General features: G+C 63.1%; 23 protein-coding genes. 15 read left to right on the forward strand and 8 right to left on the reverse strand.

Annotation, left to right across the window (positions count from 1 at the left end; genetic code table 11):
- Positions 1-9: 9 nt before the first annotated feature.
- The 5 genes from A3A9_RS0125955 to uraH all read right to left on the reverse strand — a co-directional run bounded on the left by A3A9_RS0125955 (position 10) and on the right by uraH (position 6,130).
- Positions 10-846: a PhzF family phenazine biosynthesis protein gene (locus A3A9_RS0125955; RefSeq protein WP_027061252.1), complete on the reverse strand. Its 837-nt coding sequence runs from the start codon at positions 844-846 to the stop codon at positions 10-12.
- Positions 847-929: 83 nt separating this feature from the next.
- Positions 930-1,847: a xanthine dehydrogenase accessory protein XdhC gene (gene xdhC, locus A3A9_RS0125960; RefSeq protein ID WP_027061253.1), complete on the reverse strand. Its 918-nt coding sequence runs from the start codon at positions 1,845-1,847 to the stop codon at positions 930-932.
- 60 nt (positions 1,848-1,907) lie between these two features.
- Positions 1,908-4,271: a xanthine dehydrogenase molybdopterin binding subunit gene (gene xdhB / locus A3A9_RS0125965; protein ID WP_027061254.1), complete on the reverse strand. Its 2,364-nt coding sequence runs from the start codon at positions 4,269-4,271 to the stop codon at positions 1,908-1,910.
- A complete protein-coding gene (xdhA, locus tag A3A9_RS0125970; protein ID WP_027061255.1) occupies positions 4,271-5,752 on the reverse strand; it encodes a xanthine dehydrogenase small subunit in 1,482 nt (493 codons plus the stop codon). The genes xdhB and xdhA overlap by 1 nt, the downstream gene beginning before the upstream one ends.
- Before the next feature lie 3 nt (positions 5,753-5,755).
- Complete coding sequence (gene uraH, locus A3A9_RS0125975; RefSeq protein ID WP_027061256.1) at positions 5,756-6,130, reverse strand: hydroxyisourate hydrolase; 375 nt, start codon at positions 6,128-6,130, stop codon at positions 5,756-5,758.
- Positions 6,131-6,314: 184 nt separating this feature from the next.
- Between uraH and puuE the strand changes: the two genes are divergently transcribed.
- The 15 genes from puuE (at position 6,315) to A3A9_RS0126050 (ending at position 22,940) form a co-directional block, all read left to right on the forward strand.
- A complete protein-coding gene (gene puuE, locus A3A9_RS0125980; RefSeq protein ID WP_027061257.1) occupies positions 6,315-7,733 on the forward strand; it encodes an allantoinase PuuE in 1,419 nt (472 codons plus the stop codon).
- Positions 7,734-7,743: 10 nt separating this feature from the next.
- Entirely contained in the window at positions 7,744-8,607 is an 864-nt protein-coding gene (locus A3A9_RS0125985; RefSeq protein WP_027061258.1) for a bifunctional allantoicase/(S)-ureidoglycine aminohydrolase, read from the forward strand.
- A complete protein-coding gene (locus tag A3A9_RS0125990; protein WP_027061259.1) occupies positions 8,604-9,110 on the forward strand; it encodes an ureidoglycolate lyase in 507 nt (168 codons plus the stop codon). The genes A3A9_RS0125985 and A3A9_RS0125990 overlap by 4 nt, the downstream gene beginning before the upstream one ends.
- Complete coding sequence (locus A3A9_RS0125995; protein ID WP_027061260.1) at positions 9,107-9,700, forward strand: nucleoside deaminase; 594 nt, start codon at positions 9,107-9,109, stop codon at positions 9,698-9,700. Before A3A9_RS0125990 ends, A3A9_RS0125995 begins: the two co-directional genes overlap by 4 nt.
- Positions 9,701-9,752: 52 nt before the next feature.
- Positions 9,753-10,157 carry a type II toxin-antitoxin system MqsA family antitoxin gene (locus A3A9_RS0126000; protein ID WP_245279121.1) on the forward strand — a complete coding sequence of 135 codons (405 nt, stop codon included), beginning with the start codon at positions 9,753-9,755 and terminating at the stop codon, positions 10,155-10,157.
- 80 nt (positions 10,158-10,237) lie between these two features.
- On the forward strand, positions 10,238-12,223 hold the full coding sequence (locus A3A9_RS0126005) for a CocE/NonD family hydrolase (protein ID WP_027061262.1): 1,986 nt from the start codon (positions 10,238-10,240) through the stop codon (positions 12,221-12,223).
- Between the two features lie 154 nt (positions 12,224-12,377).
- Positions 12,378-13,964, forward strand: coding sequence for an ABC transporter substrate-binding protein (locus tag A3A9_RS0126010; RefSeq protein WP_027061263.1), 1,587 nt, complete (start codon positions 12,378-12,380; stop codon positions 13,962-13,964).
- A 15-nt stretch (positions 13,965-13,979) separates the two neighbouring features.
- Positions 13,980-14,939 (forward strand): ABC transporter permease, encoded by a 960-nt coding sequence (locus A3A9_RS0126015; RefSeq protein ID WP_027061264.1) that lies wholly within the window; start codon positions 13,980-13,982, stop codon positions 14,937-14,939.
- Between the two features lie 9 nt (positions 14,940-14,948).
- Positions 14,949-15,773, forward strand: a complete 825-nt coding sequence (locus A3A9_RS0126020; protein ID WP_027061265.1) for an ABC transporter permease — start codon at positions 14,949-14,951, stop codon at positions 15,771-15,773.
- Positions 15,773-17,443: an ABC transporter ATP-binding protein gene (locus tag A3A9_RS0126025; RefSeq protein WP_027061266.1), complete on the forward strand. Its 1,671-nt coding sequence runs from the start codon at positions 15,773-15,775 to the stop codon at positions 17,441-17,443. The genes A3A9_RS0126020 and A3A9_RS0126025 overlap by 1 nt, the downstream gene beginning before the upstream one ends.
- Positions 17,444-17,616: 173 nt before the next feature.
- Positions 17,617-19,203, forward strand: a complete 1,587-nt coding sequence (locus tag A3A9_RS0126030) for an ABC transporter substrate-binding protein (RefSeq protein WP_027061267.1) — start codon at positions 17,617-17,619, stop codon at positions 19,201-19,203.
- A 97-nt stretch (positions 19,204-19,300) separates the two neighbouring features.
- Complete coding sequence (locus tag A3A9_RS0126035) at positions 19,301-20,140, forward strand: alkaline phosphatase family protein (protein ID WP_027061268.1); 840 nt, start codon at positions 19,301-19,303, stop codon at positions 20,138-20,140.
- Between the two features lie 121 nt (positions 20,141-20,261).
- A complete protein-coding gene (locus A3A9_RS0126040; RefSeq protein WP_027040618.1) occupies positions 20,262-20,828 on the forward strand; it encodes a sigma-70 family RNA polymerase sigma factor in 567 nt (188 codons plus the stop codon).
- 14 nt (positions 20,829-20,842) lie between these two features.
- Positions 20,843-21,511, forward strand: coding sequence for a hypothetical protein (locus A3A9_RS0126045; RefSeq protein WP_027061269.1), 669 nt, complete (start codon positions 20,843-20,845; stop codon positions 21,509-21,511).
- Positions 21,501-22,940: a S8 family serine peptidase gene (locus A3A9_RS0126050; RefSeq protein ID WP_027061270.1), complete on the forward strand. Its 1,440-nt coding sequence runs from the start codon at positions 21,501-21,503 to the stop codon at positions 22,938-22,940. Before A3A9_RS0126045 ends, A3A9_RS0126050 begins: the two co-directional genes overlap by 11 nt.
- A 15-nt stretch (positions 22,941-22,955) precedes the next feature.
- On the opposite strand, the gene A3A9_RS0126055 is transcribed toward A3A9_RS0126050, so the two are convergent.
- The 3 genes from A3A9_RS0126055 to A3A9_RS0126065 form a co-directional block, all read right to left on the reverse strand.
- On the reverse strand, positions 22,956-23,753 hold the full coding sequence (locus A3A9_RS0126055; protein WP_027061271.1) for a transglutaminase domain-containing protein: 798 nt from the start codon (positions 23,751-23,753) through the stop codon (positions 22,956-22,958).
- Between the two features lie 127 nt (positions 23,754-23,880).
- On the reverse strand, positions 23,881-24,423 hold the full coding sequence (locus A3A9_RS0126060; RefSeq protein WP_027061272.1) for a hypothetical protein: 543 nt from the start codon (positions 24,421-24,423) through the stop codon (positions 23,881-23,883).
- Positions 24,424-24,641: 218 nt separating this feature from the next.
- Positions 24,642-25,664, reverse strand: coding sequence for a substrate-binding domain-containing protein (locus tag A3A9_RS0126065; RefSeq protein WP_027061273.1), 1,023 nt, complete (start codon positions 25,662-25,664; stop codon positions 24,642-24,644).
- Positions 25,665-25,825: the final 161 nt, after the last annotated feature.

Raw genomic sequence — 25,825 nt, forward strand, 5'->3', positions numbered from 1 at the left:
CGGCAGCTTCTATGCTTCGTCCATCATCCGGGCCGTGCCTGAGACCCTGATCGAGCTGCCGATCTCGGGCGCAATATTGGCATGCAGACGCGAGCGCATGCCCATGTCCTCGCCTTGCACGATATCGATCGCGCCGCCATGCGGCCAGGCGATGTCTCTGAGATAACCGGCAAAGGCCGCTGTCGACGCTCCCGTAGCCGGATCCTCATAGACCCCACCCGAGGCAAAGGGATTGCGCGTGTGGAACAGCCGTGGCGTTTCGGCATAAGCGAGCAGGATCGTGACCAGCCCATTACGCCGCATCAGGGTTTGCCCGGCTTTCAGCTCGTAGCGCATGGCGGCCAGTGCCTCGCGCGATTTGAGGGCGAGCACAAGGTGGTCCGCGCCGCCATGGATCAGCGCCGGCGGAATGGCCGGATCGAGATCGGCCGCATCATAGCCGAACAGCGCCAGCGCCTCGGCAATCAGCGCGAGCGGCGCCGGCTTGCTGCGTGTCGGCGGCGACTGCAAGGCGGCGGCGACGTTCGCGCCATCGCGGAACCCTTCGACGGTGATGTTGGCCTGGTTGAGGGTCAGCGGGAAAATTCCATCGCCAAACTGTCGAACCAAAGCCGCTCCCAGAGCGATGGTGGCGTGACCGCAGAAGGGAACTTCGGTTTCCGGCGAGAAGTAGCGCACCCGCCAGTTGTCTCCATCCAGTGCGGCAAACGCGGTTTCCGAGAACCCGACCTCCGCCGCCAGACGCTGCATTTCGGCCGCATCGGGCAAGACATCGCCGATCAGCACCCCGGCCGGATTGCCGCCGGTGTTGCCATCCGAAAAGGCCGCGATCTTCAGAACATCCATGTGTCTTCGCCTCATGCCGCAATGCCGGGTGGATAGCGCAAATGCGTGGTTCGGGCGATTGAAAACTGACGAGGCGGCGATGGCTAACCAGCCATCACCTTGTCCTGCCGGACCTGGTGGTCGGCACTCACGGCCGCGTTGTGAACGACCAGCGCCGTCATGATCTCGGCGGCTGCGAGTGCCGCGATCACCGGAGGGCGCTTGTCCTTGACGGCATCGCCGCCGATCGGCGAGACGAGGCGGGCAAACTCCGCTTCGCTACCATCAGCCGATTTCAGGAACCAATTCTTGAAGGTCGCTTTCTTGGTCTTCGAGCCTATCATGCCGACATAGGCCGCGTCGTCACGCTTCAGCGCTTCGGTGACGATCAGGAAATCCAATGCGTGATCGTGGGTGAGGATGGCGAAGGCGGTGCCTGGGGGAGCTTTGCGTACCTCGGCCTCGGGCATCGGCGTCAAACGGGTTTCGACGGTTTCCGGCATGCCTTCCAGCGCCTCGGCGCGGGTCTCGATGACGACGGTATGAATGGGCAAGAGCGCGAGCGATGCGGCCAGCGCCTGGCCGACATGCCCGCCGCCGAAGACGTAGACATGCGGCAGGTGTGCCTGTTCGGCTTCCGCCGTCGCAACCAGCTCGGCAGCGAGCGTGGCATCGACAAGTCGGATCAAGACTTCGACACGCCCGCCGCAGCATTGGCCGATCTCCGGCCCGAGCGGCACGTCGAGGGTGGCGCAGATTTCGTCGACCTCGATGCGGGAACTCGATTGAAGACGGCCGACCGAACCAAGCCGACCGGACGGCATTACCATCTGCCGCGCCTTGTCGAGAGCCATGTATTCGAGCTGACCTCCGCCGATCGTGCCAAGAATCGCCGATGCCGAGACGAGCATGAAGGCGCCTTTCTCGCGAGGCGTCGAGCCTTTGGTGCCGGCCACTTCGACCAGCGCGACCCGGCCGGCGCTGGCAAGAAAGGCTTTCAGGCTTTGCACTTTCGAGTTCATCTTAGCTTCCCTATTGGGAAATATAGGCTTTTTCGGCCTGGATTGCACGTTTCGCTCGTTTCAGGCGCCTGCCTTGACCTCTTTCTTCAACCGCTCGATTGCCATCAACACGCGTTCCGGCGTCGCCGGCGCATCGAGACGCGGACAGATCTTGTGGTCGGCGACGCTGGCCACCGCGTCCGACAGTGCGTGCAGAACCGACATGCCGTGCGGCAGCGGTGGCTCGCCGACCGCCTTGGAACGATGGATGGTCGGCTCATAGGCCTGCGACCAATCGGTCAGCGCCACGTTGAAAATCTTCGGCCGGTCGGAGGCCAGCGGGATCTTGTAGGTCGACGGCGCATGCGTGCGCAGCCGGCCCTTGTCGTCCCACCAGAGCTCTTCCGTCGTCAGCCAACCCATGCCCTGGATGAAGCCGCCCTCGACCTGGCCAATGTCGATCGCCCGGTTCAGCGAGCGGCCGCAATCGTGCAGGATATCGGCGCGCTCGACGACATATTCGCCGGTCAGCGTATCGACAGACACTTCGGAGCAAGCCGCGCCATAGGCGTAGTAGTAGAAGGCGTGGCCCTGTCCCTTGCTGCGGTCCCAATGGATCTTTGGCGTCTTGTAAAAGCCGGCGGCCGAGAGCTGCACGCGTGCAATAAAAGCCTGCTTGATCAGGTCGTTGAAGCTGATTTCCTGGTTGCCGACGCGAACCCGATTGGGCAGAAACACCACCTGATCGACCGGCACCTGATATTTCTCGGCGGCGAAATCGGTGAGCCGCTTGCGGATTTGCCGCGCCGCATCCTGCGCCGCCATGCCGTTGAGGTCGGCGCCCGAGGATGCAGCGGTCGGCGCCGTGTTCGGCACCTTGGCGGTGGTGGTGGCGGTGATCTTTACCCTGGCGAGATCGATCTGGAACTCTTCCGCCACGACCTGCGCCACCTTAAGGTGCAGGCCCTGCCCCATTTCGGTGCCGCCATGGTTCATGTGCACCGAACCGTCGGCATAGACATGCACCAACGCGCCGGCCTGGTTGGACTCGGTCTTGGTGAAGGAGATGCCGAACTTCACCGGTGTCAGCGCCAGGCCGCGCTTGATGAAGCGGCTGTTGGCGTTGAAGGCCTGGATCTCGCGCCGCCGCCGCGCATAGTTGGCGCTTTCCTCGAGTTCGGCGACGATGCGCTGGATGATGTTGTCCTCGACCTTCTGGTGGTAGGGCGTGACGTTGCGCGCGCCGATCGCCTCCATCGGGTCATAGAAATTCAGCTTGCGGATTTCGAGCGAATCCTTGCCGACGGCAAACGCCACCTCGTCGATGACGCGCTCGGCGCCAATCATGCCTTGTGGGCCGCCGAAGCCACGAAAGGCCGTGTTGGAAACGGTGTTGGTGTAGAGCGGCGCCGATTTGGCGTGGACGTTCGGATAGAAATAGGCGTTGTCGCAATGGAACAGCGCACGGTCGCCGACAGGGCCGGACAGGTCGGCCGAGAAGCCGGCATTGAGGGCGAACATGAAGTCGACGCCGAGGATATTGCCCTCGTTGTCGAAGCCGACTTCATAATCGATGGCGAAGTCGTGCCGCTTGCCGGTGGCGGTCATATCCTCGTCGCGGTCGAGCCTGACCTTGACGGCCCGCTTATGCTTCTTGGCCGCGATCGCGGCGATCGCCGCGCACTGGTTGGCCTGTGTTTCCTTGCCGCCGAAGCCGCCGCCCATGCGCCGGACCTCGACCGTCACTGCATGGCTGGGTACGCCGAGCACATGGGACACAAGGTGCTGGGTCTCGCTCGGCCCCTGGGTCGAGCAATAGACTGTGACCTCGTCGTCTTCGCCCGGCACGGCCAACGATACCTGGCCCTCGAGGTAGAAATGGTCCTGTCCGCCAAGCTTCATGCGCCCCTTCACCCGGCGGGGCGCCGCGGCGATCGCGGCGGCCGCGTCGCCGCGGCGCAAAGTCAGCGGCGTGGTGACCAGCCTGTCCTGGAGCGGATCCAGCGGCCAGATGCCGAGGATGGCTGGAAGCTCCTCATATTCGATCCTGGCCAGACGCGCGGCACGGCGCGCAGCGTCCCGTGTTTCGGCGATGACCGCGAAGATCGGCTGGCCGAAGAACTGCACCTTGCCTTCCGCCAACACCGGGTCGTCATGCATGTTGCTGGGCGAGACGTCGTTTTCGCCGGGCACGTCGGCATAGGTCAGCACATCGAGGACGCCGGGGGCTGTCCGCACGGCCGAGAGGTCGACACTCTTCAGCGTGCCATGCGCGACCTTCGACAGGCCGAGGCCGACATGCAGCGTGCCTTCCGGCTCCGGCATGTCGTCGATATAGACGGCGGTGCCGCTGACATGCTTGTGGGCGGAATCATGCCGCTGGTCGGTGGCGACGCCGCCGACGATCTTCTCGGGCTTGAGATTTGATGTGGCGTGCTCGTTCATCAGGCCGCCTCGTTGCGTGACACCAGGAAGGGTGCTTTGGTGCCGGTGGTTTCGACAAAGAAGCGCAGCAACAGGTTTCTGGCCGCCAGAGCCCGGTATTCGGCTGACGCCCGCATGTCGGTGAGCGGGGTGAAATCCCTGGCGTATTCGGCCATTGCCGTCTCGACGGTCGCTTCGGTCCAGGGTTTGCCGAACAGCGCCTGTTCGACAGAAGACGCCCGCTTCGGCGTCGCAGCCATGCCGCCATAGGCGATGCGCACATCGGCGACCGTGCCGTCCTTGGCCAGCGTCAGGAAAAAGGCGCCGAGTGCCGCCGTGATGTCCTCGTCGCGGCGCTTGGTGATCTTGTAGACGCCGAATTTCGTTTCCTTCGCCGGCACCGGCACGTGCACCGCCTCGACGAATTCACCCGGTTGCCGGTCCTGCTTGCCGTAAGCAATGAAGAAATCCTGCAACGGGATCGTGCGCCGCTTCTTGCCTTTGCGCAGCGTGAGCCGCGCGCCGAGCGCGATCAAGGGTGGCGGCGTGTCGCCGATCGGCGAGCCGTTGGCTATATTGCCGCCGATGGTGCCCATGTTGCGCACCTGTTCGCCGCCGATACGGTCGAACAGCGGCCCCAGCGCCGGGACGCGTTTGGCGAGCGTCGAGAAGGCTTCGGTATAGGTGACGCCGGCGCCGATCGATATCACGCCCTTGTCTTCGGAGATGGTGCACAGCCCGTCGAGATTGCCGATGAAGACCACCGGTGAAATATCGCGCATGTGCTTGGTCACCCACAGGCCGACATCGGTCGAACCGGCAACGATGGTGGCGCCGGGTTCCTTGTCCAGTATGGCGGCGAAATCGTCGACATTGGCCGGCACGATGAGCCGCGCCTTGGCTGAACCGATCTCGACCCGCGCGCCGTCATGCAAGGCCTCCAGTCTCGCCGTGATCGCCTTGCGCTCCACCGCCAGCGGATCCTTCGCCGCCTTGCCGTAGCTTGAGATGGCGTGCGCGGCGCGCATGATCGCCTCGTAGCCCGTGCAGCGGCAGAGATTGCCTTGCAGGGCCTTTTCGATTGCCCCGTTCGACGGATCCGGCGATTTCATCCACAGGCCGTAGAGCGACATGACGAAGCCCGGCGTGCAGAAGCCGCATTGCGAGCCGTGGAAATCGACCATCGCTTGTTGGACAGGATGCAACTGGCCAGGCTCGCCGCGCAAATGCTCGACCGTCACGACATGGGTGCCGTCGAGCGAACCGAGGAAGCGGATGCAGGCATTGACGCTTTCGTAGACCAGCCCGCCGGCGGAGAGCTTGCCGACCAGCACGGTGCAGGCGCCACAATCGCCCTCGGCGCAGCCTTCCTTGGTGCCGCGCAGCGAACGGTCGAGCCGCAGCCAGTCGAGCAAGGTCTCATCGGGCGCCACCGATGACAGCACGACATCCCTGCCGTTCAGGATGAAGCGGATCTCGTTGCGGATAGAAACCCTGGCCATGCCTCAGCTCCCCCTGTAGGTCGAATAGCCGTAGGGCGAGAGCAACAATGGTACATGATAGTGCACCGCGTCGGCCATACCGAAGCGGATCGGCACGCAGTCGAGGAAGGCGGGATTGGGCAGCTTTGTCCCCAAGCCGCGCAGATAGTCACCAGCCGCGAAAACCAGTTCGTATTCGCCGGTGCGGAAATCGCTGCCAGCAAGCAGCGGTGCATCGCAACGGCCGTCGGCATTGGTCGCGACCGTCTTCAGATGTGTTCTGGCCGAGCCATCGAGACGATAGAGCGCGATTGACAACCCGGCCGCCGGCTTGCCGGTCGCCGTGTCCAGCACGTGGGTCGTCAGGCGCCCGCCATCGGCTTTCGACGTCTCTGCCATTGGCCGCCTCCCATCCTGGTACATCAGAACAATAGTGATGAATTGTGCGCCAATTAAAGGCGATGCATAAGTCCCGGTCGAGCGGAGTGCGACAAAAACACTTTCAAAAATTTTCGGGGGAATGCGAGAAGCACCCTTTCGATATCCTGATCACACTTTCGGGCAATGCCCGGCAGGAGGGGCAATGCGTTATATCAGAGACATGCGCGGCTACGGAGCCAATCCGCCGGATCCGAAATGGCCCGGCGGCGCGCATGTCGCGGTGCAGTTCGTCGTCAATTACGAAGAGGGCGGCGAGAACTGCGTGCTGCACGGCGACAAGGCCTCGGAAGCCTTCCTGTCGGAGATCGTCGGAGCCGCCCCATGGGTCGGCCAGCGCCATTGGAACATGGAATCAATCTACGAATATGGCGCGCGGACCGGCTTCTGGCGGCTGTTGCGCCTCTTCAGCGAGGCCCAGGTACCCGTGACCTGCTACGGCGTTGCCTCAGCACTCGCCCGCTCGCCCGATCAGGTCACAGCCATGCAGGAAGCCGGCTGGGAGATCGCCTCGCACGGGCTGCGGTGGATCGACTATCGCGACCATAGCGCCGAGGACGAGCGCCGCGACCTCGAAGCGGCGATCAAGCTGCACTACGAGGTGACCGGCGAGCGTCCGACCGGCTGGTATACGGGCCGCACCTCGGTCAACACGGTGCGCATCGTGGCCGAAGAGGGCGGCTTCGACTACGTCTCCGACACCTACGACGACGAACTGCCCTACTGGTTCGAGCACAGCGGCGGCACGCAGCTCATCATTCCCTATACGCTCGACGCCAACGACATGCGCTTCGCCACGCCGCAGGGCTTCAATTCGGGCGATCAGTTCTTCGCCTATCTGAAGGACAGTTTCGACACGCTCTATGCCGAGGGCAAGGCCGGCCGGCCACGCATGATGAATATCGGCCTGCATTGCCGGCTCGTCGGGCGGCCGGGCCGAGTGGCGGCGCTGAAGCGCTTCGTCGACTATGTCAAATCGCACGACAAGGTCTGGCTGGCGCGGCGCATCGACATCGCCAGGCACTGGCAGGAGAATCACCCCTACAAGCCGGCGGCGCTCAGGCCCTCGAAGATGGAATTCGAAACCTTCGTCCACACCTTTGGCGGCGTGTTCGAACATTCGCCCTGGATTGCCGAGCGGGCCTACGAGCTGGAGCTCGGCCCGGCGCATGACACGGCGGGCGGCCTGCACAATGCGCTCTGCCGTATCTTCCGCGCCGCCAGCGAGACCGAGCGGCTGGGCGTGCTCAACGCCCATCCCGACCTTGCCGGCAAGCTAGCCAAGGCCAGGCGGCTGACAGCGGAATCGACCAAAGAACAGGCTTCCGCCGGCCTCGACGCTTTGACCGACAAGGAACGCGAGCTGTTCTCCAAACTCAACGCCGCCTACGTCACCACCTTCGGCTTCCCCTTCATCATCGCGGTGCGGGGCAAGACCAAGGAAGAGATCCTCGCCGAATTCGAGGCGCGCATCGGCAACAGCCGTGGCGTCGAACTCGATACCGCCTGCAAACAGGTGGAGCGCATCGCGCTGCTCCGTCTCAGGGATATGCTACCGCAATAGGTTTGAACCCATGGATACGATCACGATGCCCGAGCGAACCTATTATGCGCCGCATGGCGGCCATTCCGGCCAGACAGAGCTGCTGACAGGCCGCGCCGTCTTCACCGAGGCCTATGCCGTCATCCCCAGGGGGGTGATGCAGGACATCGTCACCAGCGCCTTGCCGTTCTGGGACAAGACCCGCGTCTGGATCCTGTCGCGACCGCTGTCCGGCTTCGCCGAGACCTTCTCGCAATACATCGTCGAGGTCGCGCCCGGCGGCGGCAGCGAGCGGCCGGAGCCCGACGCCGGCGCCGAGGGCGCACTGTTCGTGGTCGAAGGCGAATTGACCGTTCTGCTCGCCGGCAAGAAGCATAGTTTAAGGCCCGGCGGCTTTGCCTTCCTGCCGCCGGCCAGCGGCTGGACGGTTCGCAACGAAAGCAAGGCGCCAGTCCGCTTCCACTGGGTTCGCAAGACTTACGAAGTGGTCGATGGTCTCGACATACCGGAAGCTTTCTTCGCCAATGAGCAGGAGATCGCACCGACGCCGATGCCCGGCACCGAGGGCCGCTGGGCGACGACGCGGTTCGTCGATCCGGCCGATCTGCGACACGACATGCATATGACCATCGTTACGCTCGAGCCAGGTGCGGTCATTCCTTTCGCCGAGACACATGTCATGGAACACGGGCTCTATGTGCTGGAGGGCAAGGGGGTCTATCGCCTCAACCAGGACTGGGTCGAGGTCGAGGCCGGCGACTATATGTGGCTGCGCGCCTTCTGCCCGCAGGCCTGCTATGCCGGCGGTCCGGGCAAATTCCGCTATCTGCTCTACAAGGATGTCAACCGGCACGCCAAGCTCGGCGGGGCGGGCATTGGCGGCGGCGCGCGGTGACCCGCATCACAGCACAGAAGCTGACCCGTGAGGCCTTTGCCGGGTTCGGCGATGTCATCGACATGGGCGGCGACAACCACTACCCGATCAATGGCGGCCGCGCCGAACGCTACCACGACCTTGCCACGGCGCAAGCCGCTGGGCCGAACGCCCGCGTGCTGATCTCGATGGTGCGCGGCACGCCTTATGAACTGCCGCTGAAGCTGACCATGGTGGAGCGCCATCCCTTGGGCAGCCAGGCGTTCATCCCGCTGTCGCCTCGCCCGTTCCTGGTCGTCGTCTGCCATGATGGTGATGAAGGGCCAGGCGAGCCGCACGCCTTCATCACCGCGCCCGGACAAGGCATCAACTATGCCCGCAATCTCTGGCACGGCGTGCTGACGCCGCTCGGCGAGGCCCAGGATTTCCTGATCGTCGACCGTGGCGGTGACGGCTCCAACCTCGAAGAGTTCCATTTCTCGCACGCCTACGAGATCCATCTCCCCGACGGGATTCCTTCATGACCGACATTTCGCTGATCGACCGCCTGCTCGACGTCATCGAACACGACATCGTGCCGAAGACGGCGGAAGGTGTTGCCCATGGGAACAAGCTGTTTGGCGCGGCGATCCTGCGCAAGGACGACCGCTCGCTGGTGCTAGCCGAAACCAACAACGAGATCGAAAACCCGCTCTGGCATGGCGAGGTGCATTGCCTGAAGCGTTTCTACGAAATGCCGAGGGCCGAGCGCGTCGACACCAAGGACGCGCTGTTCATCGCCACGCACGAACCCTGTTCGCTCTGCCTATCGGCGATCACCTGGACCGGCTTCGACAATTTCTACTATCTGTTCAGCCATGAGGATTCGCGAGACAGTTTTGCTATCCCGCACGACCTGAAAATCCTGAAAGAGGTCTTCACCCTCGACCCCGGCGGCTACAATGCCGAGAACGCCTACTGGAAAAGTTTTTCGATCCGCAGGCTGGTGCGGGCGCTGCCCGAGGCCGAGCGCCAGCGGCTGGAGGCGCGCATCGGCAAGATCTCGGTCCGCTACGACGAGTTGTCCGGCGCCTACCAGGCAAGCAAGGGCGAGAACGAGATTCCACTGAACTGAGGGCCTACTGCTTGAATTGCCACCTTTATGGTGGCAACCATAGGCTATGGAAGTGACCGCAGGAAAAACCATGATTTCCCCCGAAACCGGGGAAACCCTGACGCGTCAGGTGCGTCCATTCACCGTGACCTATAAGGGCGAGAGCATGGTAGTCGACCTTCCGGGCTATTATCCGGCCTCTGGGGACGAGGGGGTGCATGTCGGAGACGATATGATTGCTGTCGACGCGTGCCTTCGCGCCCTCAAGGAAAAGATTGACGGCGTTCCAGCTCCCGCAACCATCCGACGTATGCGTACGAAGCTGAAACTGTCACAGCGCGAGGCCGGATCCCTGTTCAAGGTCGGCGAAAATGCTTTTGACAAGTATGAACGAGGCTTGATCGAGCCGAGCGGCCCGACCATCCAATTGATGACGCTGCTGGAAAAACATCCCGAGCTGCTGGACGAATTGCGATAGCGGCACAGGTCGCATATTTCGCTGCTCCAGTCGCGAATGGCGATTGAAAGTTGCGGCGCCGCGGGGCGTTATGCCAGCCCATGAAAACCGTCACTGAATTTCCCCGCAAGGTCGTTGAATTCCCCGACATGGGCATCGTCATGCCGGATGGCTGCCGGCTGTCGGCGCGGGTGTGGATGCCGGAGGATGCCGGCGACGATCCGGTGCCTGTCATCCTCGAGCATCTGCCCTACCGCAAGCGCGATGGCACCATTTTTCGCGACCAGCTGACGCATCCCTATTTCGCCGGCCACGGCTACGCATCGATCCGCGTCGACATGCGCGGCAATGGCGATTCCGAAGGGCTGATGGACGACGAATATTCCGAGCAGGAATTGCAGGACGCCTGCGACGTCATTGCCTGGGCGGCGGCTCAACCCTGGTGCAACGGCCATGTCGGCATGATGGGCATCTCCTGGGGCGGCTTCAACTGCCTGCAGGTGGCCGCCAAGCAGCCGCCGGCGCTGAAGGCGGTCATCAGCCTGTGTTCGACCGTCGACCGCTATGCCGACGACATCCACTATAAGGGCGGCTGCCTGCTGATCGAGAATTTCGGCTGGGCCTCGACCATGCTCTCCTATTCGTCGCGGCCGCCGGACCCGTTGATCGCCGGCGACAACCGCTGGCGCGATCTGTGGCTGACGCGGTTGGAGAACCAGTCCTTCCTTCTGCCGTTATGGCTCAGCCACCAGCATCGCGACGCCTACTGGGAACGCGGCTCGATCTGCGAGGATTTTTCCGCGGTCAAAGCGGCCGTTTTGTCGATCGGCGGCTGGCATGACGGCTACCGCAACACGATCTCCAATCTCGTGATCAATATCGAAGCGCCGGTGAAGGGCATCGTCGGCCCCTGGATCCACAAATATCCGCATTACGCCGGACCCCAGCCGGCCATCGGCTTCCTGCAGGAAGCCTTGCGCTGGTGGGACCACTGGCTGAAGGGCGCCAAGACCGGCGTGGAGAACGATCCGGCCTACCGCGCCTATGTGATGGATAGCGTGCGACCGGCACGCTGGCATCCCGAGCGACCTGGCCGCTGGGTAGCCGAGAAAGAATGGCCGTCGCCCGCCATCAAGACGGAGAAGATCGAGTTGATCGCGGCGGGCGGCAAACCCGCCATCGTCGCCTCGCCGCAGACCTGCGGCCTCGCCGGCGGCGAGTATTTCCCGTTCACCTTCGGCCCGGAACTGCCGGGCGACCAGCGTCCCGACGATGCGCTGTCGTTCTGTTTCGACCAGCCGGAACTTGGTGAGGCGGTCGACATCGTCGGTGCGCCCGAGGTTCTGGTCACGCTCTCCTCCGACCGTCCGCAGGCCAATATCGCGGTCCGGCTGTGCGACGTGCACCCCGACGGCGCTTCGGAACTGATCTCCTATGGCGTGCTGAACCTGACACACCGCGACTCACACGAATTTCCGCAGGCGCTGGTGCCAGGCGAGACCGTCTCCGCGCGTGTCGTGCTCGACCAATGCGCCTATCGCGTGCCGGCCGGCCACCGCCTGCGCATTGCCGTGTCGAACGCCTACTGGCCTGCCATCTGGCCATCGCCGGAACCGGTGAAACTCACCTTGTCGGCAGCGACGCTGTCCTTGCCGCTGCGCCCGCTGGCGACAGGCGACGAAGCGACGTTCGCCGAACCGGAAGGTGCGGCACCCTGGGCGATCGAGACGATCCGTGCCACCAATTCCGAACGCCATGTCAATCGCGACGAAAAGACCGGAATCGTCACGCTTTCCATATCGGATGATTTCGGCGAGGTGCGCGATCTCGACCATGGCCTGGTCAATGGCAGCGTCGCCCGCGAGACCTGGGCGATCCATCCTGACAATCCACTGTCAGCCTCGGGGAAAACCCACTGGACGCAGACACTGTCGCGAAATGGATGGTCGGTGCGTACCGAGGCATGGGCCGAGATGCGATCGGATCCGCAAAACTTCATCGTCAGCGCCAGAATCGAGGCCTATGAGGGTGAAATAATCGTCTTCGAGCGCAATTTCGAGGAAAGGATTCCACGCGCGCTGGTCTGAGCGCCGCAGCCGTTGGTCCAAATGCGACGTACGATTTACGCCACGGCATGTCGCATTCGGTCTTGCTTACGGCATTAGCTTACCCTCATTATTCAGGGAGAATTAACAAAGAAAATCGACCGCAGAGTCGATCCAACAGAGTGAGGAACTCAAAATGTCGAATGAACTCGAATTCCTTAGCCGGCGTGTTGCCGCGGGCAAGCTGAGCCGTCGTGATTTTCTCGGTCGCGCCGCAGCGCTCGGTATCGCCGCACCCTTTGCCAACTCGCTGCTGTCCAGCGCGGCGCGCGCGGCAGGTCCGGTCAAGGGCGGCACGCTGAAGGCCGGCCTGGTCGGCGGCGAATCCACCAACAGCCTCGACCCGGCGCTGATGATGACGCAGGTTCCGTTCGCCTTCGGCAAGATGTGGGGCGAATTGATCGTCGAGCTGTCGCCCGACGGCAAGCTCGAGAACCGCATCGCCGAGGAGATCGGCTCGTCGCCGGACGCCAAGGTGTGGACGCTGAAGATCCGTGACGGCATCGAATTCCACAACGGCAAGACGGTGACCGCCGAAGACGTGGCCGCCACGCTCGAGCGCCATTCGGATGAAAAGTCGAAGTCGGGCGCGCTCGGCTACATGAAAGGCATCGAGACCATCAAGGCCAGCGGCAAGGAAGTGGTGCTGACGCTGAAGGAGCCGAATGCCGACCTTCCCTACCTGCTCAGCGACTATCACCTGATCATCCAGCCCAATGGCGGCAAGGACAAGCCGGACGCCGGCATCAGCGCTGGCCCATATAAGATCGCCACCAACGAGCCGGGCGTGCGCCATGGCGGTGAACGCTTCGCCAATTACTGGCAGGGCGACAAGATGGGCCATGCCGATCAGATCGAGATCATCGTCATCAACGACGCGACGGCGCGCACGGCGGCGCTGCAGGGCGGTCAGGTCAACATGATCAACCGCGTCGAGCCGAAGATCGTCGACCTGATCAAGCGGGTGCCGGGCGTGACCATCCGCAACCACGCCGGCCCCGGCCACTATGTCTTCATCATGCATTGCAACACGGCACCCTTCGACAACGCCGATCTGCGCATGGCCTTAAAGCTGGCGATCGACCGCGAGGAGATGCTGAACAAGGTGCTGCGCGGCTACGGCTCGCTCGGCAACGACTTCCCGATCAATGCGTCTTACCCGCTGTTCACCGAGATCGAGCAGCGCAAGTATGATCCGGACAAGGCCAAGTTCCACTTCAAGAAGTCGGGTCATGACGGCTCAGTGCTGCTGCGCACGTCGGATGTCGCCTTCCCCGGCGCCGTCGATGCGGCCCAGCTCTTCCAGCAGAGCGCGGCCAAGGCCGGCATCACGCTCGAGATCAAGCGCGAACCGGGCGACGGCTACTGGTCGGAAGTCTGGAACAAGCAGCCCTTCTGCGCCTCCTACTGGGGTGGGCGCTCGACGCAGGACCAGATGTACTCGACCGCCTATCTGTCGACCGCCGACTGGAACGACACGCGTTTCATGCGCCCGGATTTCGACAAGATGGTGCTGGCGGCGCGCGCCGAACTCGACGAGACCAAGCGCAAGGCGATGTACCACGACATGGCCGTCATGGTGCGCGACGATGGCGGTCTCATCCTGCCGATGTTCAACCAGTTCATCGATGCGACCGGCGCCAAGGTCGACGGCTGGGTGGACGATCCGCATCAGGAGCTGATGAACGGCTACGCCCTGGCGAAGTGCTGGCTGCAGGCCTGAGCCGGCTTTGCGGATATGTCTTCACCCATCTTGAAGCTGATTGCCCAGCGCATTGCGCTGGGCATAGTCCTCTTGTTGGCCGTCTCGGTCCTGATCTTCGCCGGCACCCAGATTCTGCCCGGCGACGTCGCGCAAGCCATTCTCGGACAATCAGCGACACCGGAGTCGCTCGCCAATCTGCGCGAGCAGCTCGGTCTCAATGCGCCCGCCTATGTCAGGTATTTCCACTGGCTTGGCGGTGTTCTGGTCGGTGATCTTGGAACCGCCATGTCGAGCGGGCAAGACATCGCCACGTCGATAAAGGGCCGGCTGTGGAACACGCTGTTCCTTGCCTTCTGGGCGGCGATCGTTGCCGTGCCGCTGGCAATCATTCTCGGCTTGATCGCGGTGCGCTACCGCAATGGCTGGGTCGACAAGCTGATCTCCGGACTGGCGCTCGCCTCGACCTCCTTCCCCGAGTTCTTCATTGGCTATGTCCTTGTCTACTTCTTTGCCGTGAAGTGGCAGATCTTCCCCGGCATCTCGACTGTCTATGACGGCATGCCATTCGGTGAGCGCATGCAGGCTATCGCCTTGCCTGCGACGGCGCTGACGCTGGTGGTGCTTGCCCATATGATGCGAATGACGCGTGCGGCGATCCTCAATGTCATGCAGTCGGCCTATGTCGAGACGGCGGAATTGAAAGGCCTGTCGGCCTTCAATGTCATCCGCAAGCACGCCTTCCCCAATGCCATCGCGCCGATCATCAATGTCGTCATGCTCAACCTCGCCTATCTGATCGTCGGCGTCGTCGTGGTCGAGGTGATCTTCGTCTATCCCGGCATGGGGCAGTATCTGGTCGATCACGTGACCAAGCGCGATGTGCCGGTGGTGCAGGCCGTCGGCCTGATCTTTGCCGCTGTCTACATCACATTGAACATCATTGCGGACATAGCGGCGATCATCGCCAATCCGCGCCTCAGACATCCGAAATAGGGGGCGGGTATGCTCGATATCAAACGCATCCCCATCCCCGCGCTGATCGGCATAGTCCTGACGGCGCTGTTCGTGCTGGCGGCAATCTTTGCGCCCTGGATCGCCCCGCACGGTAATGCCGAAATCATCGGCGACGTCTGGGAACCAATGTCGGCCGCGCATTGGCTGGGCACCGACAATCTCGGCCGCGATCTCCTTTCGCGCATGATCTACGGTGCCCGCATCACGCTGTTCATCGCCGTGCTTGCGACCGCACTATCCTTCTCGCTCGGCGCCATACTCGGTTTCTCGGCGGCGGTGTTCGGCGGCTGGTACGACACTCTGCTGTCGCGCCTCGTCGATCTCCTGATGTCGATCCCGACCCTGATCATGGGTCTGGTCGTGCTTTCCGTGCTGCCGACCAATCTGGTGACGCTGATCCTGGTGATGGGTATCCTCGACTCGACCCGCGTCTACCGCCTGTCGCGCGCAGTCGCCGTCGACATCAACGTCATGGATTACGTTGAAGCCGCCAAGCTGCGCGGCGAAGGCAGCGGCTGGATCATCTTCCGCGAGATCCTGCCCAATGCGCTATCGCCGCTGGTTTCGGAACTCGGCCTGCGCTTCATCTACGCCGTGCTGTTCCTGTCGACGCTATCGTTCCTAGGCCTTGGCGTGCAACCGCCGGACGCCGACTGGGGCGGCATGGTCAAGGAAAACAAGGATGGCATCGTGTTCGGCATCGGCGCGGCGCTGATCCCGGCGGCGGCGATCGCCATGCTGGCGATTTCGGTCAACCTCGTCGCAGACTGGGTGCTCAACCGGACGACAAGCCTGAAAGGAGGGCGCGGGTGATGGCTGACACAAAAGCGAACCCCGGACAATCCAAGCAAGGCCTGCTGCTCGACATCCGCAATCTGCGCATCGAGGCCACCGTCTATCCGCCCGGCGAGGCGCCGAAGAACATCGTGCTGGTGCATGATGTCTCGCTGACCCTGGAAAAGGGCAAGGTGCTGGGCCTGATCGGTGAATCCGGCGCCGGCAAGTCGACCATCGGCCTGTCGTCCATGGGCTATGGCCGCGGCGGCGTGCGCATCACCGGCGGTGAGGTGATCCTCAACGGCCGCGACATCCTCAAGACCGGCAAGGACGGTTTCCGCAAGCTGCGCGGCCGCGAGGTCTGCTATGTCGCGCAATCGGCGGCGGCGGCCTTCAACCCGGCCCACAAGCTGATGGACCAGGTGGTCGAGGCGACGCTGCTGCATGGCACGGCGACCCGCGCAGAGGCCGAAAAACGGGCCGTGGCGCTGTTCAAGAAGCTTAGCCTGCCGAACCCCGAAACCATCGGCGAGCGCTTTCCGCACCAGGTTTCGGGCGGCCAGTTGCAGCGCGTGATGACAGCGATGGCGCTGTGTTCCGAACCGGACCTGATCGTCTTCGACGAACCGACCACCGCGCTCGACGTGACGACGCAGATCGACGTCCTGGCGGCGATCAAGGATGCCATCCGCGACACGCATGTCGCGGCGCTCTACATCACCCACGACCTCGCGGTCGTCGCCCAGGTTTCCGACGAGATCATGGTGCTGCGCCACGGAAGGCTCGTCGAATGGGGCGGCACCCGTCAGATCATCAAGGAACCGCGCCAGGAATACACCAACGCGCTGGTCTCGGTGCATGAGATCGAACATGCCGAACAAAAGCCCGGCACCGCGCCGTTCCTGTCGGTGAAAAACGTCACTGCCGCCTATGGCCGCAGCCACATCAAGGTGCTGAAGAACGTCTCGGTCGATATCTATCCTGGCCAGACGCTGGCTGTCGTCGGCGAGTCCGGCTCGGGCAAGTCGACGCTGGCGCGCGCCATCACCGGTTTGCTGCCGCCAGAAGAAGGGACCGTGACCTTCGACGGACGCCCGCTGGCCAACCGGCTTGCCGACCGGCCGAAGGAGGATCTGCGCCAGTTGCAGATGATCTACCAGATGGCCGACGTGGCGATGAACCCGCGCCAGACCGTCGGCACTATCATCGGCCGGCCGCTCGAATTCTATTTCGGCATACGCGGCCGCGAGCGCGACAAGCGTGTTGCCGAACTGCTCGACAAGATCGAGATGGGCAAGGGGTTTGTCGATCGTTACCCGGCCGAGCTTTCCGGCGGTCAGAAGCAGCGCGTCTGCATCGCCCGCTCGCTCGCCGCCAAGCCGAAGCTGATCATCTGCGACGAGGTGACCTCGGCACTCGACCCGCTGGTCGCTCACGGCATCCTCAAGCTGCTGCTCGACCTGCAGAAGGAAGAAAACGTCGCCTATCTGTTCATCACCCACGACCTCGCAACCGTGAAGTCGATCGCCGATTCGATCGCGGTGATGTATCGCGGCGAGGTGGTGCGTTATGGGCCAAAGAGCACCGTTCTGACGCCGCCCTTCGATGCCTATACCGATCTTCTCTTGTCGTCCGTTCCGGAAATGGAGATCGGCTGGCTGGAAAAGGCGATCAAGGGGCGGCGCATGGCCAGCGCGGGGAATTAGACCAATTGCAAGAAGAGTTTGAAACGGTTCTCCATTCGAAATCGCATTAAAACAAAGACATAGGCACGATCCGCTCGGCGGCGGCGACTGCCGTCATTCGCATGCAACACGAGAGCGTCAAACGTCACCCTGACGGGCGCTGCTTGTGCGACGTTTTTAATAGGGGGTAGGACATGAAGACCGAATTCGATTATCTCGCTGAACTCGCGGGCCAGGGCCGGATCTCACGCCGCGACTTTCTCGGCCGCACCGCGGCTCTTGGCGTCTCGGCGGCATTGGCTACGACATTGGCCGGAAAGGCCTTCGCGCAGACCCCGGTTAAGGGCGGCGTCCTCAAGGCCGGCCTGCAGGGTGGCGAATCGACCAACAGCCTCGACCCGGCGCTGAACCTCAGCCAGGTCACCTACAGTTTCGGCAAGCAGTGGGGCGAATATCTGGTCCGCCTGATGCCGGACAACAGCCTGACAAATATGATCGCGCAGGAGATCGGCGCGTCGAAGGATGCCAAGACCTGGACGATCAAGGTGCGCGACGGCATCGAGTTCCACAATGGCAAGACGGTTGCGGCCGAAGACATCGCCGCAACAATCGAGCGCCATGCCGACGAGAAGTCCAAGTCCGGTGCGCTCGGCATCCTCAAGAACATCAAGGGTGTCAAGGCAAGCGGCAAGGAAGTCATCGTTACGTTGGGCGATGCGGATGCCGATTTCCCGTATTTGATGGCCGACTACCATCTCGTCATCCAGCCGAATGGCGGCAGGGACAATCCGAATGCCGGTATCAGCGCCGGCCCCTACAAGGTCACCGTCAACCAGCCGGGCGTGCGCCATGGCGGCGAGCGCTTCGCCAACTACTGGCAAGGTGACAAACTAGGCCATGCCGGCCAGATCGAGATCGTCGTCATCAATGATGCTACTGCACGGCTTGCCGCTCTTCAGGGCGGGCAGGTGCACATGATCAACCGCGTCGAGCCCAAGGTCGTCGATCTGGTCAAGCGCATTCCCGGTGTCACCATCGAGAACGTCTCAGGCAAGGGCTACTATCCGTTCAACATGTTCTGCGACACGGCGCCCTTCGACAGCAACGACCTGCGCATGGCGCTGAAGCTCGCCATGGACCGCGACGAACTGCTGGAGAAGATCCTGCGCGGCTACGGCTCGGTCGGCAACGACTTCCCGATCAACGAAGCCTATCCGCTGTTTACCGCCATCGAGCAACGCAAGTTCGATCCGGAAAAGGCGGCGGCTCTCTACAAGAAGTCCGGCCACAGCGGCTCGATCGTGTTGCGCACCTCCGATGTCGCCTTCCCCGGCGCCGTCGATGCCGCCCAGCTCTACCAGCAGAGCGCCGCCAAGGCCGGCATCAAGATCGAGATCAAGCGCGAACCGGGCGACGGCTACTGGTCGGAAGTCTGGAACAAGCAGCCCTTCTCGCTCTCCTACTGGGGCGGACGCGCCACGCAGGACCAGATGTATTCCACCGGCTATGTCTCGACCGCCGACTGGAACGACACGCGCTTCAAGCGGCCGGAATTCGACAAGATGCTGTTTGCAGCGCGCGGTGAACTCGACCAGGCCAAGCGCAAGGCGATCTACCATGACATGGCGGTGCTGATGCGCGATGAAGGCGGCCTGATCGTGCCGTTCTTCAACCAGTTCATCGATGCCGCCGCCACCAACAAGATCGGCGGCTTTGCCAAGAGCCCGATCGGCGAAATGATGGACGGCTACGCGCTTGGCGAGTGCTGGCTCAACGCTTAGCCGAACCCTGCCTGTCTGATTCACGTGTAAGAACGCCGTGTGCCCGAAACGGCACGCGGCGTTCCCGTTTCAACTGCTAGACATCATGGAGCAGCCCATGGCGCTCAAATCCAAGCTTCTGCTGATCATCCTCGATGGCGTCCCCTACAGAAACTGGCGCCGGCTGATGGGCAATCTCGAGGGCTGGGTGCAATCGGGCGAGGCTCGGGTCTGGAAGATGCGCTCGGTGCTGCCGTCGACCTCGGCCTGCTGCTATGCCTCGATCCATACCGGGGTTTCGCCGCAGGTGCATGGCATTCTTTCCAACGAGAACCGCTTCCGCGTCTCGCAACCAGACATCTTCTCCGAAGTCAGCAAGGCGGGCGGCAAAACGGGTGCCGTCACCCATTCCTACTGGTCGGAATTCTTCCGCTCCTATCCGTTCGACCTGGTCGAGGACATGGAATATGACGAGCCCGGCGGGCCGATCACACATGGCCGCTTCCACACCATGACCGGCTATAACCAGCGCAACCAGATGACGCCGAGCGATGTCGATCTGTTCGCCACGCTGACCATGCTGACCAAACGCCACGGCATCCACTACGGCATCCTGCACACCTGCACGCTGGATTCGATGGGCCATCGCTTCGGCCATGACTGCCATGAGATGGACCATGCCGTCTACGCCATGGACGGCATGCTGGCGGCCTTCCTGCCGGGCTGGATCGAAGCCGGCTACGAAGTCATGGTCACCGCCGACCATGGCCAGACGGATCGTGGCCACCATGGCGGCCGTGACGACGAGATGCAGGATTTCGCGCTCTATTACTTCGGATCCGGCAAAGGACCGCAGGCCGACACACTGCTCGACCAACTGCAGCTGGCGCCGACGGTGTTGGGCCGGCTCGGTGTGCCGGTGCCGGCGACGATGAAGGCGAAGCCCTTCTTGAGTTGAGCGGGCGGCTCTGGCAACCGCACCCTACTTCGGTTAGCCTCCGCAAATTCCTTGGCGGAGGATGAACCTTTTTGCACCGATCAGCGACAGAGCAGACAGGAGCCAGGCGGCTCGACCGGCCATGACGGCAGCGACGGAGACCGATCGCGCGCTTGTCGACCGGGTCGCGAAGGGCGACCGTGCCGCCGTGCGGCTCCTGTTCATGCGTCACCACGCGCGGGTCTACCGCTTCGTGGCGCGCCAGACGGGATCGGAAATGATGGCTGACGATATCGCGAACGAGGTGTTCCTCGAACTGTGGCGCCAGGCGCCAGGCTTCGAAGGACGCTCCGAAGTCTCGACATGGCTGCTCGGCATCGCCCGGTTCAAGGCGCTGTCCCTGCTGCGCAAGAAGAAGGAAGACTGGATCGACGACGAGGCCGCCGCCGCGGTGCCCGACGGCGCCGACACGCCTGAGGTCGTCACCATGAAGGAGGACAAGGCCGCCGCCTTGCGCCGCTTCATCGACGCCTTGCCCGAAGAACACCGCACGGTGATCGACCTTGCCTATTACCACGGACAGTCGGTGACGGAGATTGGCGAGGTGCTCGGCATCCCGGTCGCGACCGTCAAGACCCGGATGTTTTACGCCCGCAAGAAACTCGGCGAGGCCCTCAAGGCTGCCGGTTACGACAGGGGGTGGCCATGAGTAATCCTGACGATATGAGCGCCGCTGAAAAGATGTCGCGCCGCGACGACATGGAAACGCTGCTGCCGTTCTACCTGAACGGCTCGCTGGAAGGCTCTGACCTCGAAGCCGTCGAGGAATGGCTGGCGACCGATCCGGCGGCAATGGCAGCCCTTGGCGAGGCCGAGGCCGAGTTCTCCGGCACATCGGCCGCCAATGAAGCGATCCGCCCGCCCGCCGATGCCCTCAGCCGCTTCGCCAGGGCGCTCGACGCCGAGGCCGGGCCTGCACGCAAGCCCGCAGGCTCATCCTGGCTGGCGCAGGCCTGGGGCCGCTTCATGGCGGTGCCGGTCGGCGTCGCCTGGGCGGCGGCCGCGGTCCTTTTGGCGCTGATCGCGGTGCAATCCCTGGTGCAGCCCGGCGGCAAGGGCGGGAATTTCGAAATCGCCGGTGCGGAAGATGACCTGGCGAAAATGCCGTTCGCGCTGGTCAAGTTCAAGCCGGATGCGAAGATGTCCGACATTTCGGGCTTCCTCGGCGGCAACGGGCTGAAGATCATCGGCGGACCGACCGCCGACGGCGTGTTCCGGCTCGGCATTGCCGCAGCCAACGCCGCAGACTATGCAAAGCAACTCGGCCTTATTGCTGCCCAGCCTTTCACCGACACTGTGATCGAGGGAAGGAAACCGGTTGATGGCGGCTGAGGCGGCCCTTCGATTTGCGGCGATCCTGGCGGCGGCGATAACGATCGCCGCCGTGCCCGCGTCGGCGCAGACCAATGACACCAATAGCGACCAGACGAAAATCGACTGCCGCAACGGAGCAAATGCGACCGCGGCCGATTGCGCCAAGGACGGCGGCAACGCCAAGGCCGGATCGGGCACCGATCAGGCCGGCGCTGTCTTTCTCCCCGCTTTGATCGTCGACCTGTTTCCCAATCCGGTAGCGCCTCCGGCACCGGTACCGACGCCACGACTGGAACCGGCGACGCCACCTGCCAACAATCAGGCCGGCCCGCCGGCCGGGGGCTCGATCATCTCGCCTACCGATCTCATTGCCGTTCAGCCGCCGCGCGCCGTGGCTGGCGATTTCGTGCCCGACGAGGTGCTTGTAACGGTCGACGCTGATGCCGGTGCCGTGCAGCAGATCGCCGCCTCATTCGGCCTCGAAGTGCGTTCGCAGCGCCAGTCCCGGCTGCTCGGCACCACGCTGGTGCGCTTCGGTATTCCCGATGGCCGTCCGGTCGGCGTTGTGCTGGCGCAACTTGCCGCCGATGGCCGCACGCAGCGGCGTGAGCCCAACCACATCTATTCGCTCCAGCAGGCCGCAGGCATTGTAAACTACGCCTTCGACCATATCGAACTCGATTCCAAACAGGCCAGCGGCGAAAACGTCAGGGTTGCCGTCATCGATACCGGCATCGACGACACCAATCCGGCGCTGGCCGGCGCCATCGCCGCACAGTTCGACGCCATGCCGGACGTGCCGATCGAAAAGCGCGACCATGGCACTTCGGTCGATGGGCTGATCGCCGGCGTCGGCTCGCTGGAAGGCATGGCGCCGGGCGCCAAGATTTATCACGCGCGTGCCTTCGAAGGCGGCAAGTCGACCATGGATGTCATCCTGTCGGCGCTCGACTGGGCGGCGGAACAGAATGTCAGCGTCATCAATATGAGCTTCGTCGGGCCGAAGAACGATCTGCTCGGCACCGCCTGCCGCAATGCAAGGGCGCTCGGCATTGTGCTGGTCGCTGCGGCCGGCAACAACGGGCCGAAGGCGCCTTATGGCTATCCGGCCGCCTTCGACGGCGTCATCGCCGTGACCGCCACCGACGCCAAGGACGGGCTAATGCCGCAGGCCAATCGCGGCGCCTATGTCTTCATCTCGGCGCCCGGTGTCGAGATTGTGGCGCCGAGTGGCGCCGGCTCCGACGTGGTGACCGGCACCTCGTTTGCCGCGGCGATCGTCAGCGGCGCCATCGCCAATCTGATCCATGCTTCGCCCGGCCGTAGCGCCGACGGTATCGAGAAAGCGCTGGCGGCAACGGCGAAAGATCTCGGCCCCAAGGGGCGCGACAATGATTTCGGCTATGGGCTGCTGGACCTCAAGGCGGCGGAGGCGGCGAAGGAATGAACCCGCGTTAGCGGATTATCGTTCCAACCAATCTGCCGCGATCTCGATCAGCGGCTGCTCCGGGTGTGTGGCCAGATCATCCAGCAACTCCATTTCGACGTCTGGAATCGATCGTTCGTGTTGAGGCGCCTCACGCCAGCGATCCCAGTTCGACGTCTCGCGACCGTTCAGCACATAGTGGTCGCGCAGCACGTTGATCTTCAGGAACCACCCGCCGGTCACACTGCCGTGGCCGAATGCACCTGGGTCAGCCTCTGCCCGACGGCACTTCAGCCAGGCTTCTCCCGCCGGCATGAAAAACTGGCGCGGCACATCGGCGGAATCGAATTCGATGCGATTCCTTTGCCGCAGCACATGATCGATCTGGGCATCGCTGAGGCGCCAGTTACTGGTCCTGGGATCCCAGTATTCGCACACCCAGTGGTCTTCCCATTCGCCGTCAAAATACGCGGCGAAGCCGCACCGCACCCGCGCCGGAACGCCCCTGCAGCGCAAGAAGGAGCAGAGGGCGAGCGCGAAGTCGCGGCAGGTGCCGGTGGATCGCTTGTCCGCCGTCCGCGGGACGTCAAAAGGTCGTGGATCCCGCTTCAGGACATCATCCAGCCGCTCGGCGATGGGCAACGTCCTGCGTGCCGTTGGGTCGAGCGTGGTCTCGTCGAGGCCGTATTCTCGTGCCCAATCGGCATGCACCAGCACCCCCTGGATGATCTGGTTGAGAGGTCCGATGCCTGCCGGAAGCGCCGCAATCGCACCAGCGTGCCGCCCCGGATCGGACATGTGGCTATGAACCAGCCAACGATCCGCGCCTTCCATGTCGGCTCTCCGTTCCTCGACCAAGGCCGCTCCATCAATCAAAACTGATTTTTTCGCTGCGAGCAAGGCTGGCAAAGGGTGGTCAGGCACATCATTGTCGATCTCTGGATTCGGTGAACGCTGCCTATCAAGCCGCCGGGAACTGCCGGGCTCGACCGACTTGCAGAAGCAACGCGGATCCAAGACAAAGCCCGGTGACAACCAGCCCTGATATAACCAGCCATCGCATCAATACCGCCTGCTCATCGCGGCCGATGACGCGATAGAGACCGTTGATCTCGACCATTTCCGGGTCGGATAGTCGTTTTTTGGGCAGTGTCCGATCGGTATAGAAATATTTGGTCATCGCGTTGAATTCGAGTTCACGTCCGATGAACATTTCCGTGGGGTTCACGTCTGAAGTGACATAGCCCTCATAGTTGCGTTCCTGTGTGGCGCGGATATCAACATTGTTGAAGTCCGGTTTTGTGGCGCCTTGATGAAACCAGCCTGGTGAAAACACCGAGAATGACCCGGAGCGGGGCAGATGGGTAACCGGCTGGTTGATGATTTCGACCACTTTCTGTTCTGTCCGCGCCACTTCCGCATTGGCCCTTCCAATGCCCGGCAATGTCCAGACGATTGCACCGGCAACGGTCAGCAGAAGGCTCGTCAAGCCAAGCAAAAACACGATATGGGCTACAGGGCGCGCTGGCCTTGCGATGTGGTCAACCGGCGCAGCCGCGACTCGCGCGCCCGCGCCGGCCGAAAGCCGTGCTGAGCTGGTTGGTGTTCATCGGCCCATGTTCGAACAAGCGGGCTAATGGGGCGTTAACGGCCCACCCGGTCTCGGCCGGGAAGCTTCGCATCGTGCCGAACCCGGTCGCTCAGCGCGATCGGGCCTCGCCCCTAGGCAGGGGCACCAGCGACCGAACCCCTGACCACCAAGTCGACCGGCCAGACCTCACCTCGCGCACCTTCTTCCAGACCCGAAATCCGTGCCGCCAGCCGTTCAGCGACGCGGGCGCCGGCGAGACGGATCGACGAGCGCGTCGTCGACAGCGGCACGGAAAAATTCTCGGGCTTCAGCCAGGGAAAGACGTCGTCATGGGCGATCAGCGAGACGTCGCCGGGGATGGTCAGGTCGAGGTCGCGCACCGCGCGCACGACGCCCAGCGCCATGATCAGGCTGGAGCAGGCGATCGCTGTCGGCGCGTCGCTCGCCTCCAGCAGACGCCTGGTGGCGCGATAGCCGTTTTCTTCGGTCATGACCACCGAGCAGACATGGCGTTCGCCAAGGGTCAGTCCGCTGGCGGCGAGCGCGCGACGCACGCCGCGCTGGCGATGGATGGCGAAGGTTTCGCGGTCGTCGCCATTGATCAGCGCCAGCCGCCGATGGCCGAGCTGGACCAGCAACCGCGCCGCCTCGTGGAAGGCACCCTCATTGTCGATGTCGAGATACGGGTAATCGAAATCAAAGCCTTCGCTGCGGCCATGGACGAGGAAGGGAATGCCGAGCGTGCTGACCAGCGCGACCCGGCTGTCCTGCGGCTTCGGCGAGGAGATATAGACGGCGTCGACCTGCCGGTTGGCGACGATGCGCCGATAGGTCGTCTCCTGGTCATCGGCATCGGCCGGCGACAGCACGAGGTCAAGCTCATGCGAGCGGGCATAGTCGCCAAGGCCGGACAGGAACTCGACGAAGTGCGGGTCGATGTCGACGGCCGCACCCGTCGGCAAGACATAACCGATCATGCCGGACTTGCCGGTCGCCAGCCGGCGCGCGCTCGGATTGGGGCGATAGCCATGGCGCTTGGCGGCGTCCATGACGCGCCTGCGGGTTTCCTCGTTGACCTCCGGGTAACCGTTCAGCGCCCGGCTCACCGTGGTCTGCGAAAGCGCCAGCATATGCGCGAGCTGCTTGAGGTTCACAAAAAATCTCCATTCCCTCAAAGCGCTTTTAAATTGAATCGACCCAAGCGCCGCAAGGGCGTGGTCATACGAGCACCAAGCATAAGCGCGGTTTGCGCGAGTTTGAAACAGAAATTACTGCTGCGCCGCCATAAAAGCATGTTGCAGCGCACTTTTTTGAC

It is taken from the genome of Mesorhizobium loti CJ3sym (genome assembly GCF_000472785.1).
GTDB lineage: Bacteria > Pseudomonadota > Alphaproteobacteria > Rhizobiales > Rhizobiaceae > Mesorhizobium > Mesorhizobium loti_E.